Consider the following 11,990-nt stretch of genomic DNA (forward strand, 5'->3'; position numbering starts at 1 on the left):
TAAGTTGAGTGGCGCCAGCCATCACCGGCCTTACAAAAGATGTTGAATAAGCACTACCGTTTTGGAGAAAGGGCCGGCCACCGCGCCTTGATCAGTCAAGGTTGAGGTGATTTTAAAGTTGGAGGTACCCCCCGGGAATCGGGTGACCAAACCTACATTGACACCGTTGATCGAGAGCGTGCTCAGGATGCCGTTGCCCAGATTTATCGGGTTGCCCGAGGCTAGGGTGTACATCACGTCGGCTGTACGGGTACAGGTAATCTGACGCGTGACCTCTACTGTTTTACCGGTAATTTCACCAACCTTGAGCGGGCCGTGATCGAGAACAACCGGACCGCCTCCCACGTTGCACTGGTTAGGCGGAATCGGTGGAGGGCCGCAGGAGTCAGCGCCGGGCAATAAGTAAAAACCACCCGGGATGCCATAGGTCGCCCAAGAGGTACACATGCGCCGTGTGTTATCTCTCGAGTAGGTGTAGGCGTTATAGCGGCTTATTGAGTTACCGTGACGCGCCCGCCAAGCACTGATTGCCTGGTCCCAGGTCATGCCATTGTTCACACTCACCGATGTATCAGCTCCGTATTGACAATTGGCTGGAGGGTTCTCGACGCAGTTCATGACGATATTGAAACGAAAGCCACTGGTGAGAAACGGGCTGGCCACCGGCCCAAAGTTGCAGCCATTCCTGCCTATACAAACTACTTTGCCGGGGTACTGGTTAGGAATGCCGTTGTCCGTGGCGGTCGCAGACCCGGAAACCACCACCAATCCGCTGGGCGATGTGATGGGTGAAGGACGGGGGTCGTTGTTGGCTTGGGTGCTTAACAAAAATGCACTGGCCGCAGGCATCACTGCCCAAAGGGCCAGCGCCAGTAACGGGCGAAAAAAAGAGAAGCAGAAGGTCATGTTTGCCTCTGGAGCAATGCATAAGGTTGGATTTGAAATCTTCGTCACGGGTACGCAAGCGTAAACGTCGAGTTCGCCACGAAGCGGCCACTGCGGATGGATTGATTGGCAATGGCTCTTGGCTCCCCGCGCACATAGGCATTGAACACCATGATATTGTCGCCATCGTTCAAGGCCTGTTCGGGGCTGGACACGTTCAGGGGCAAGAGCTGGTTGACGCCTGTTTCCAGGCCGATGGCAATGCCTCGCGCAGTACTGCCTGTGCCCAGCGCCAGCAAACCCGGCAACTCGGCATTTTCAGCACCGCTAAAGGTGGCCGTCACCGATTTCGCTATCTGGGTGTCGCAGTCTTGCAGGTGAATATAAAAAAGCTCACCGGTGGTGCGGGTGTTTTGGTAAAGACTAAACGTGGAGATATCACTGAACTTCACCGGGATGAGTTCGTCACCCGGGCGAATGGTGCACGCCTGGGCAACCAGCACGCCCTTAAAGCTCAAGTTGTCTGCTGCCTGCACTTGGCAGGCCAGCAGGCACGCCGCAATCGTTGAGAACGCGAGGGTTTCAATGACTGATCGCATGGTGCGGCTCCTCATTGGTAGTTCGCCAATAACGTGGCTGTGGCGGTGAAGCCACCGGGAGCCAGTGTCGAGCCTGGGCGTTTGACCGGGACCGCTTCAAGCACTGGGGGCGAACTGGGGGTAATCAGCAGCGGTGTGTTGAGTGCCATGGGCTTGCCGTTTTGCAGCAGCTTGATGCCGAGGTCGGCCACATTCGATTGCACGGCTGACGGCTCGAAAGAAGTGGCCGTGGCACGCACGGTGAGGATCATTTCCCAAGGCAAGGTGTCGGCTGAACAGGTGATGGTGTAACTCACCGGCTGGCGATAATGCTCGCCGTCCACTTTGCTGATACCCACTTCTTTGAAGTCCACTTCGATGGTGCTGCCGCCATTGATGGTGCATGGCGGCGGTTCGATCAGCGTCCCATTGAACGCCACATTGGCCGAGGCACTGCTGCACAGGCCCAAGGCGAGCACGGTCAGCACGACGGGCGATTGCCAGAAGGTCATCAGACGTTCCTTTCTCATTGCAGGACCACCACCAAGGTTGCAACCGCGGTGAATGCGCCGCCGGTCAGGGTGCTACCAAGACGCTTAACGGGGACCGCTTGCACATCGGGCAAGGTCGGGTAGGTGAATTTAACGGCCGTATTGATCGGCCAGTCAGCCCCGTCAACGAACAGCTTGACCCCCAGATCAGCCTTGCTGGTAGCCAGCGATTTAGCATCGAAGGCGGCCCCTGTGCCTTTGAGCTCCAGGGTCATGGCATTGGACGACGGGTTGCTGCACGACACTTCATAGGGCACCCCTCGCTGATAATTGATGCCGTCGATACGGGTGGTCAGCAGGGCATCGCCAAACGGAACGGTAAGCGTTGTTCCGCGGTTGATCTCGCACGGTGGCGGTGCTTGCACTACGCCGCTGATGGTCACATTGATGTCTGCCTGAGCACCCTGGCTGAGCGCCAGTAACAGGCAGCCGCCGATCAGGACAGCAGGTAAGCCGGGGCTGGGCATGGAGGGGTCCTTAGTCATAGTTGAGCCTGAAATCCACGACGGCACGAAAGGCGCCGTTGGTCAGGGGGGCCGGCGTGCGGGTGGCCTGGACATACCAGGTCACGGTGTCGCGCCCGTGCACCAAAAATAAGGGCTGGCCCCATGTGCCCAGACGCACGTCGCGACCCAGGGCATCGGTGAGGCGCAGCCCCATTCCGGTAACGCCCTGTACTTTGACCAGACGCGGGTCATCTGAATCGGCCGGTGCCAGAAAAGCCACCGAGACAATCGGTTCATAAGGGCTCCAGACCAGACGGCCGGTGCGCTCGTTGGGCAGCCCACCGGCGATGCGCCGACAGTCCAGAAAGCGCAACTGGAAAGCCACGGGGTGGCTCATGTCGCCGGGCTTTGACAAGTCGGCGCGTGAGACATTGTTGAGCTCCACGGTTTGGTAGGCCGAGGGCATTTCCAGCAGGCAAGGGGCATGGTTGAGTGAGCCGCTGATGTCCAGCAAGCCCTCGCCGTCCATAATGGGCTCATCTTCGGCACGGCACAGGTTGGCCGACAACGCCAGTATCAGGCTGGTCAGCGCCACCCCTCGGGCCAGGAACATGACGCTATTCATGGCGTGAAGAAGCCTTAGGGTCGACGCTGCATTCATTGCCGGCACAGGTGAAAGCCAGGGTCGGGCGACCGCCGTAGTCATTGATGTAGGTCAGGTACGGCGTGGAGCCCAGCGCAGCCACACTCGGCCCCAGGGTCAGAGCACCTTTTGGCGGGACCATCAGCGGCTCGAAGCCGGTCGCGGTTTTACCGTCCTTGCTGTTGCGCGCATCCACCAGCGTTACGTAATACGGGGTCGGATTATTGACCTGGTAATGATCGCCCTGACGGGTGAGGGTCAGTTTTTCTTGCCAGGGATTGGACTGTTGCTGCTGGGTCGGCATGATCGACGCCGGGCGGTAAAACAGTTTGATGCGCGTCTGCAACGCAATTTGCAAGGTGTTGGTTTTGTCGCTGCGCGGCGGGATTTCACGCAGGTTGAAGTAATAAACACTCTCGCGGTCCTGAGGCAATAACTTGGCCGCCGGCAACCCCTGAACCTTAACCTGGCTGTTTTTGCCCGGTTCGAGGCGTTGCACGGGGGGCAAGACAGTCAGCGGGGTGCTGATTTTTTTTCCGGACTCGTCTTCGATCCAGCCTTGGGCCAGGTACGGCAGCTCGATGTTGTTATTGGTGATGTTCATGCTGACGGCGTCTTTGCTGCCGTCAAAAATCACCCGGGTACGGTCCAGGCCGATAGCGGCCTTGCTGTTGTTGATCAGGCACATCGCCAACAGGGCCAGTGCAAAAGGGGCAAAGCGGGGGTTAAGGTTCATGAGGCTTTTTTCTCCAAAACATCAGGCAGGACTGCCGAGGCGGGTGTGCTGTCAGCCTTGATGGGCTGGCACTGAAGGTTCAGGGTCGAGGCCAACCCGTCAGCCGGGAGCTCCTCGGGCAAGCTCAGGTTGCAGCGCTCGGTGCTGCCCCAACTGACGGTCATTTGGGAGCCAGGCTGAATGCCGCTCAGGTACACGCTGCCTTCGTCGTTGACGATGCCGGTGTCCTGTTGCTTGTCATTTTTGACGCTGGCACCGAACGGCGGGACGCTGCCATCGGGCAGGTACAGGACCGCCATGGCCTTTTCACCAGAGATCACCGCCAGGGTGCGATAACCGATGGCGCCTTCGGTAAGGGTCAGTTCGGTGACCGACTGGGTGGCCTCGATGTTGCTCGGCAGGCTTTCCAGGTCAACGCTGGCTGAGGTGCGGTAGAAGCTGCTGATGTCCGAGATCACCGCTTTGCCGAAGCCGTTGCTGCGGGTCGGCGTGCCATAACCGCGTATCGGCACATCCGCTACGCCGCTGGTGTCGACCATCAGGCGAGTGCCGCCCATGCTGGAGCTGCGGTGCAGTGCAGCGCCGTCTTTGGTCAACGTGCCGCCACCTCGGGCAGAAACGCTGAGGCTTGAACGGCTGTCTTTTTCGATGCCTGCGCTGAGGTCAACATCGGCCCGATCCCCGGCGTGGCTCAGGAAACCGCTGACCGAGGTGTCGCTTGCCGCCAACTGATAGTTATTGCGTTCATTGATGCGATCGCTGTAACGCGTTGAGTAGCTGTTGGTGTTTTGAGTTCTGTTGAAGCTGCTGGACAACGAGCCCGAACGGCCCAAGGGCACGCTGAAGGTGAGGAACATGCCTTTGCTGGTGGGTTCTTGCCGTTGCTGGGTCTGGAATAAGTTAAGCGACATGCTCAGGTTTTTGACCGGGCCTGCATCGAAATAACGCGACAGCGACAGGTTCCAGCGCTCGCTGTCAGGCCGGTCCCAGTAGGATTGATTGCTGTAGTCCAGGTAGACCGACACACCGGCATCGCGAAACTGTTTGTTGAAGGTGGCCGTGTACAGGGATTTGCTCCCACCGACATCGCCTTCGTAGTGACGCACATCGAGGTACTCGCTCATGCTCAGGTAGTTTTCTTGTGAAAACCGATACCCGGCAAACGAGACCTGGCTGTCGTACTCTTCAAACCGTTTGGAGTAGCTCAAACGATAGGACGACCCCGTGAAGGTGTCACCGTACAGCGTGGTGCTCGCTCGGGTCGTGTCCAGTGACACCGCACCGAAAGCCATCAAGTCGCGGCCGACACCTATTGAGAGGGCACGGTAATTGTTGTCGGTGATTGCCCCGCCAAACAGCGACCAGCCGTTGGTCACACCCCAAGAGAATTCGCCGGTACTGAAGACGCTGCCGGCACCGCCCTCTTGCAAGTTCGTCGGCCTGCCCGCTGCTACTTTGAAACGTACGGTGCCAGGACGTGTGAGGTAGGGAATGCTGGCAGACTCGACCTTGAAGGTCTGTACCGAGCCGTCTTGCTCCTCTACCCGTACGTCCATCGAGCCACTGACAGCATCGTTGAGGTCCTGGATGCGAAATGGCCCGGCGGCCACCAGCGCTTCGTAGAGCACGCGCCCTTGCTGGCTGATGACAACTTTGGCATTAGTGCGCGCAACCCCCACGACTTCCGGGGCGTAGCCGCGCAAGTTAGGCGGTAATTGGTTGTCATCAGAATTGAGCGCAACACCGGTAAACCGGAAGCTGTCGAACAGATCTGAATACAAGTAGTTTTCGCCCACCGACAAGCGCGCCTGCAGGGATGGCAATGCGCGGTAGGCATAGAAGCGGTTCCATTCCATGTGCTGGGTGCGGCTGGTATCTTCGGCATCGACACGCCCTTGCCAATCGGCGCGCACCCGCCAGGCACCGACGTTGGCGCCGAGGGTGCCATTGCCGCTGAGGTTATTTTTAACGCCGTCGTTTTTGTTGCGAATGGATTGGGCGGTGAGGTTGTAATCAAACAACAGGCCCGACACGCCTTCATCCCATCGCGAAGGCGGGTCCCAGTTTTGCGCGGTGTATTGCAGGTAGGCCTGGGGCAACGAGATGCGCAGGGTCGAGGTGCTTAGATCGCCCGTGACTTCCATGCCGGGCAAACTGCGAATGTTCAGGCACTCATTGTTTTGCCACCAGGTGAGTTCGGCGCCCTTGCCCTCTTTGAGCCCCAGTAGCGCAACCAGCTCGGGCGACAGGCAGGCTTCGCTGCCTTTGGGGTCATCCTCGGGAGAGATAAACGCGATGCTCTGCTCGCCCAGGCTCTGGGCGTTGATCTGCACGTTCATCGGGTAAACACCGGGCAGGATGAAGCCGCTGCGCGAGAATTGCGACAGGTCGATATTGGAGCGGTCGTTCAGGTCAAGAATGTCGGTATTGAACTGAATATCGCCGGCCGCGATTGCGCTGCCTGCCACGACCATCAGCCCACTCATGACACACGGAGGCCATGCAGCTTTTATCGTTGAGGTTTTGAGCATGGAAAACAGACCAACCATGTCAGTAGTACTCCAACCTGAAGCGCACCGCAGCACGGTGACTGCCTACAGACAGAGGCTGGTTGTTGCCAACCAATTTGAGGGTGTAATGCAGCACTTGGTCCCTCACGCTCGAAAGCGGGATCATCGTCATGGGCACCCCGGGAAAGCTTTCGCGACCTTCGGCATCAGTGATGTGAAAGGCCACACCTTGTGAAGAGCCATTGGCGGCGAAGGAAAGGCCTTGACGGTCTGATACGCCGTCAAAGGTCACGCGTATGTGTTGCCAGTCGGGCAACTTTTCACCGGGACGATCCGGGTCATTACGGGTGAGTGAGCAATTAATTAAACGCAAGGTAAACGAATGCGGGTCGCCCTCACCCAGCCGAATAAGTCGGCCAATAGGCATGGGGTCCATTTCAATTACTTGATAAGCGCTGCTGGTATCCATAGCGCAGGCCGCGTCAAGAATCTCACCGCCGAGTGTAACAACGCCATTTTGTTGGCCAGCCGCTACAACGTTATTAAAGGGCACCATTAACAGTGCGAACGAAGAAGTAATAGTTAACTGCGTTATTACATTCACGAGCAGGTTCTCATTTTCAAGTTACCCTGCCACCTCGCGGTGGCAGGGCAATGACTTACTGGTAAGCCAATGAGAAGTTGGTAATGGCGGTGAATTCACCTGGTACGACAGCACCTGCGGCGGCAGCGCCTTTAAGGAATGCGCCAAATTGCAGATCAGTATTTGGGTTACCGAGTGTAGTTTTGCTAGTCGGAGTGCCTAGCACTACGGTTGCCCCCGCGCCGTCTGTCATCATAATGCCCGCACCATTTGCAGTACCGACAATGCCCAGAGCACCTGGAACCGTTGAGGACTCAGCACCTGTAAAGGTGGTAGTCACACTTGTAAGTGTGGAGTTATCGCAACCCACCAGCTTGATATAAAACGTTTCTGGTGCACTTGTCCCACCTGCTTCAAGTTGGGACTTGGCTACCTGTCCAAGGCCTACAGTTTGATCAACACTTTCCGGACTAATTGAACAGGCGGCCTCAATAATTGAACCTTCAAAAGTAACGGTCCCATGACCCGCACTAGGTGCCGCCTGAACCATCGAAGCAGCCCCCGCCAACATGAACATGGAGACCAACGCAGATTTCATTACGAACTTCATTTTTTTAATTTCCTTTAGATGATTAAGTTTCGGAGCCACCTATTAAATTAAACTTGCTGTCAGGCACGGTACCGCACACCTTCCAATCAAGAAGTTCATCCGTGAGTTATTTAAACAGTGGAACTCCAGTGTTTTGCCGCATTAAAGTTGACCACGCCCCTATTAGTTACCCCCCTAAATAGTGAACCTGGCCCAAACGACGAAACTGGGAAGAAGTTAACGTGCTCAAGGCAAATCCAACGTAGGAATTCTCTGAAGTTTTTGAAATAGCCGGGATAGCGAGAAGCGCGGTTTTGGCTGGGGGAGAATAGGGAGACGAAAAAAAACCGCGATCAATGATCGCGGTTTTTAATGGACATGTTGCCGGTTATTTAGCCAACGGGATCTTCGGTGCCCATTGCAGCCATTCTTCTTCGAATTTGTCGAAGAGCGGGAAGGTTTGTTGTGGCCGGGCCGGGTTGCCCATTTTTTCGCCGTCAGGTGTGGCGAAGGCTATGCCGCCTTGAACCAGGGTTTCAAGGGACTCGGTACGAATCGTCGCGCCTTTGAACAAACCAAAGTCGACACCGAAGCCGCTGGTGTTCCAGAAGCGGCTGCCACTGCGCACCAATGGCGCATAACGCGGCTCGATCAGTATATGCACCAAGACTCGGTCGGCGGTGTTGCCCAACTCGTACCCGGTAACTTTGCCCACGGTGACTTCACGGTAGGTGACGGGGACGCCCTCTTTGAGCGACCCACGACGTGCAGCACTCAAGACCAGGCGCAGCCCTGCTTCAGGTACTGCGGCGTCGGGCGCTTGCTCCAGGGCGACGAAGTCACTTTGTGGCCCGCGGCCTTTGGGTGCTGGTTGTACTTCGAGGTACTGACCTGTCACCAAGGTTTGGAGGTTGGCGGTTTTCATGAGGCCCAGTTCGGGTTTGACCACCCAAAACTGGGTACCTGCCCGCGCAATGCGTTCTGGCACTTCGGTGATGCGCGCTTGCAGCAGCACAGATTGCAGGTCGTCACTAAGGTCGACGCTTTCGATCTTGCCGACTGTCAAACCTTTGAAGCGAATAGGCGAACCGCTGCTCAAGCCGTCGGCACTCGCCACTTTGATGGTGATCGGCACGCCTTGCTCCATCGCCGCGTCACGATCGCTGAAGAGGCGGAAACGCGGAATGCGCTTTTGCAAAGGCGCCATGGCTTTCGGGGTTTCGAACGCGATGCCACCTGCCATCAAGCTTTGCAGGGACTCACTTTTCACCTGGATGCCGCTGGTCAGACCGCCGGTGAGGGTCACGCCGCTGGCGTTCCAAAAGCGGGTTGAAGCGTTGACCAGGCCTTCGTATTCCTTCTCGATGTGCACGCCAATAATCAACTGCTTTTTAGTGCGGGAGAACTGGTAGCTCTGGACCGAACCGACTTTGACCTGTTTGTAGAGTACCGGACTGCCGACATCCAGCGAGCCCAGGTTGTCGGTGAAGAGCACCATGTGCAGGCCCGGTGAGCGCAGGTCCAGAGGCGGCGCTTTAGGGCGGGCCACAAACTCGCGCTCGGGCTTGCTGCCTTTGTCACCCGGGCGAATGGCGATGTAGTTACCTTTAACTAGGGCTTCGAGCCCGGTAATACCGGCCAGTGAGATGGAGGGTTTGACCACCCAGAATTGGGTGCCTTCTACCAGATAGTCTTCGGCCAAGGGATCAAGGGCCAATTCGGCGCTGGCGCTGCTGAGGTCGGGGTCGACTTTCAAGGCTTTGAGACTACCGACCTGAATGCCTTTGTACATGACAGGCGTGCGCCCTGCTTGCAGCCCTTCGAAGTCGCTGAGTTTGACTTTAACCTTGATGCCCGCTTGTGCAGCATCGAAGTCTTCATATAAGCGGAACGGCAGGTTGGGATCGGTTGGCGGGCTGTCTTTGCGATTCTCCGGGGTGGCGAAAGCGATACCGCCGGCGACGATGCTGGCCAGCGATTCGCTGCGCACTTTTACCCCTGACAGGTTAGCGTCGATGCTGATGCCGCTGGCGTTCCAGAAGCGCGTGTGTTTGCGCACCAGATTCGCGTAGGTCGGCTCAATAAAGACTTTGATCTCGACGGTGTTGTGGTCTTCGGACAATACGTAGCTTTTAACCTGACCGACCTGGATTTGTTTGTAGAACACCGGGCTGCCGCGATTCAGCGACCCCAGTCGTTCAGCCTTGAGTGTCAGGTGCAAGCCTGGCTTGGCGTCAGACAGCGGCGGTTCTTGCGACAGCGCTTTGAACTTGCGTGTGGGCTCTCCATCACCCGGGCTGACCGCAATGTAGTTGCCGGAGACCAGGGTTTCGAGACCGGTGATACCTGCCAGAGAAACGCTGGGCTTGACCAACCAGAAGCGGGTGTTGGTTTTGAGGTATTGCTCAACGTCCTTGTCCATCTCGATGGTGGCGATGACCCCTTTGCTCGGGCCACTCTCATCCAGTGCCAAGGTTTTAACCTTGCCTACGGGCATGCCTTTGTAGACCACTTCGGTCTTGTTGGCGACGATGCCTTCACCACTTTCGAAGCGCACCTGAATATCGATGCCCGTCTCGCTGTAGGCTTTCCAGCCCAGCCAGCCACCGATGATCAGGGCAATAAGCGGGAGAATCCAGATGGCCGACCAATTGGATGCCGGACGGGTTTTAGCAGTAGGTAAATCACTCATGGTCGTCATCCGACTCCGTGTTATCCCAAATAAGTCGGGGATCAAAAGTTACAGCTGCAAGCATGGTGAGGATCACGACGCTGGCGAAGGCGACAGCGCCGAGATTAGCCTCAATGCTGGCGATACGTCCAAAGTTCACCACCGCCACCAGAATGGCGATGACGAAAATATCGAGCATCGACCAGCGGCCAATAAACTCGATAAATCGGTACATGATGATACGTTGCCGGGCAGATAAGGGCTGATGGCGCTGTACCGAGAACAGCAGCAAAGCAATGCCGACCAGCTTGAAGGTGGGCACCAAAATACTGGCCACGAACACGACTGCGGCAATGGGTATCATCCCGTGCTGCACCAGTTCGATTACCCCGGACATGATCGTACTGGGGCTGCCTTGGCCCAGCGTATTGATGGTCATGATAGGCAACAAATTCGCCGGGATGTACAGAATGGCGGAGGTCAGCAACAGGGCCCAGGTGCGCAGCAAGCTGTTCGGACGACGAGCGTGCACCAAAGCGCCACAGCGGGTGCAGGTTTGCTCATCGACGTCTTTATCTTGCCGATTTAATTCATGGCACTCGGTGCAAATCAGGATGCCGGCATCAATCGCACGCATGCGTGTCCTCCCCGGAAAGCGCCTGCCAGATCTGGTGAGGTGACATGACGACCTCCAGCCAGACTTGAACCAGCAACAGGCTGACGAAGCAGGTGAGGCCTAACCCCAGACTCAGCTCGGCCAGGTCGACCAACTTCACAATGGCCACCAGCACGCCCATCAGGTACACCTCAAGCATGCCCCAGTCTTTCAAGTGGTGATAAATCCTGTAGATGAGCAAGCCGTAAGAGCGGCCAATGTTCAAGCGGATGCTCAGCAGCACTGCCAGCTGGCACAGCAATTTGAGTAACGGAATCCCCATGCTGCACAAGAACACTACGACGGCGATGCCTTGCATGCCTGTGTCGAAGAGGCCGACAACGCCACTCCAAACGGTATCTTGAGAAGCCTGACCCAACAGGTTGAGTTGCATGATGGGCAAAAAGTTCGCGGGGACATACAGCAGCAAGGCGGCAATGACGAGAGCGAGGCTACGCTCGACCACATTGTGACGATGGGCATAAAGCTCATAACCGCAACGCGGGCATTGGGCTTTTTCACCAAGCGCGAGATGCGGTTTACGCATCAGAAGATCGCACTCATGGCAGGCCACTAACTCGTCCAGCGGTAAATCTGACACCCTGCTGGCGTCAGCTGGATCTGGCATATAAGGCGTCTCTGTCTTAGAAATGACTGCGCCTATTCTAATGTGCGAAGTCCTAAAGAAGTTTGCCTATTTGTAGGACTTTAGATGCAAGGGGGTGAAGTGAGCTGTGAGCTGTGAGCTGTGAGCTGTGAGCTGTGAGCTGTGAGCTGTGAGCTGTGAGCTGTGAGCTGTGAGCTGTGAGCTGCAAGAGCGTGGGGGCCTGGGCGGGGAGTGTCCAGTTTAGTTGGGGTTTCGCTGGGTTTATCGTTTGTTTGTTGCGGGACGATGTTCAGTGCTTTTTCGAGCACAAAAACAAAATCCCTGACTGCGTGAGCAGACAGGGATTTCGGAATTTAATCTTGACGATGACCTACTCTCACATGGGGAAACCCCACACTACCATCGGCGATGCATCGTTTCACTACTGAGTTCGGGATGGGATCAGGTGGTTCCAATGCTCTATGGTCGTCAAGAAATTCGGTAGCCAGGTCGTTACGTGCGTAACGCTCCAGCGAATGGGTATGTAATAGAGTCGG

The 11,990-nt window shown here is 56.7% G+C and carries 12 protein-coding genes and 1 rRNA gene; all 13 read right to left on the reverse strand.

The window, feature by feature from the left end; all coding sequences use genetic code 11:
* Positions 1–30: 30 nt before the first annotated feature.
* The 13 genes from ACJJU9_RS20920 to rrf all read right to left on the reverse strand — a co-directional run bounded on the left by ACJJU9_RS20920 (position 31) and on the right by rrf (position 11,927).
* Positions 31–906, reverse strand: a complete 876-nt coding sequence (locus ACJJU9_RS20920) for a hypothetical protein (RefSeq protein WP_407729434.1) — start codon at positions 904–906, stop codon at positions 31–33.
* Positions 907–950: 44 nt separating this feature from the next.
* Positions 951–1,484 carry a fimbrial protein gene (locus ACJJU9_RS20925; protein WP_407729435.1) on the reverse strand — a complete coding sequence of 178 codons (534 nt, stop codon included), beginning with the start codon at positions 1,482–1,484 and terminating at the stop codon, positions 951–953.
* Between the two features lie 11 nt (positions 1,485–1,495).
* Positions 1,496–1,975, reverse strand: coding sequence for a fimbrial protein (locus tag ACJJU9_RS20930; RefSeq protein WP_407729436.1), 480 nt, complete (start codon positions 1,973–1,975; stop codon positions 1,496–1,498).
* Between the two features lie 14 nt (positions 1,976–1,989).
* Positions 1,990–2,499, reverse strand: coding sequence for a fimbrial protein (locus tag ACJJU9_RS20935; protein WP_407729437.1), 510 nt, complete (start codon positions 2,497–2,499; stop codon positions 1,990–1,992).
* Positions 2,492–3,085, reverse strand: coding sequence for a fimbrial protein (locus ACJJU9_RS20940; RefSeq protein WP_407729438.1), 594 nt, complete (start codon positions 3,083–3,085; stop codon positions 2,492–2,494). Before ACJJU9_RS20940 ends, ACJJU9_RS20935 begins: the two co-directional genes overlap by 8 nt.
* Positions 3,078–3,839 carry a fimbria/pilus periplasmic chaperone gene (locus ACJJU9_RS20945; protein ID WP_407729439.1) on the reverse strand — a complete coding sequence of 254 codons (762 nt, stop codon included), beginning with the start codon at positions 3,837–3,839 and terminating at the stop codon, positions 3,078–3,080. The genes ACJJU9_RS20940 and ACJJU9_RS20945 overlap by 8 nt, the downstream gene beginning before the upstream one ends.
* Entirely contained in the window at positions 3,836–6,370 is a 2,535-nt protein-coding gene (locus ACJJU9_RS20950) for an outer membrane usher protein (protein ID WP_407731019.1), read from the reverse strand. The genes ACJJU9_RS20945 and ACJJU9_RS20950 overlap by 4 nt, the downstream gene beginning before the upstream one ends.
* A 19-nt stretch (positions 6,371–6,389) precedes the next feature.
* Positions 6,390–6,953, reverse strand: a complete 564-nt coding sequence (locus ACJJU9_RS20955) for a fimbrial protein (RefSeq protein WP_372240964.1) — start codon at positions 6,951–6,953, stop codon at positions 6,390–6,392.
* Positions 6,954–7,008: 55 nt separating this feature from the next.
* Positions 7,009–7,542: a fimbrial protein gene (locus ACJJU9_RS20960; RefSeq protein WP_407729440.1), complete on the reverse strand. Its 534-nt coding sequence runs from the start codon at positions 7,540–7,542 to the stop codon at positions 7,009–7,011.
* Positions 7,543–7,909: 367 nt separating this feature from the next.
* A complete protein-coding gene (locus ACJJU9_RS20965) occupies positions 7,910–10,213 on the reverse strand; it encodes an MlaD family protein (RefSeq protein ID WP_407729441.1) in 2,304 nt (767 codons plus the stop codon).
* Positions 10,206–10,829 carry a paraquat-inducible protein A gene (locus ACJJU9_RS20970; protein WP_048391768.1) on the reverse strand — a complete coding sequence of 208 codons (624 nt, stop codon included), beginning with the start codon at positions 10,827–10,829 and terminating at the stop codon, positions 10,206–10,208. Before ACJJU9_RS20970 ends, ACJJU9_RS20965 begins: the two co-directional genes overlap by 8 nt.
* Positions 10,816–11,475, reverse strand: coding sequence for a paraquat-inducible protein A (locus ACJJU9_RS20975; RefSeq protein ID WP_407729442.1), 660 nt, complete (start codon positions 11,473–11,475; stop codon positions 10,816–10,818). The genes ACJJU9_RS20970 and ACJJU9_RS20975 overlap by 14 nt, the downstream gene beginning before the upstream one ends.
* A gap of 336 nt (positions 11,476–11,811) precedes the next feature.
* Positions 11,812–11,927: ribosomal RNA gene (gene rrf, locus ACJJU9_RS20980) — 5S ribosomal RNA — on the reverse strand.
* Between the last annotated feature and the right edge of the window lie 63 nt (positions 11,928–11,990).

The organism is Pseudomonas helleri (genome assembly GCF_045830615.1).
GTDB lineage: Bacteria > Pseudomonadota > Gammaproteobacteria > Pseudomonadales > Pseudomonadaceae > Aquipseudomonas > Aquipseudomonas helleri.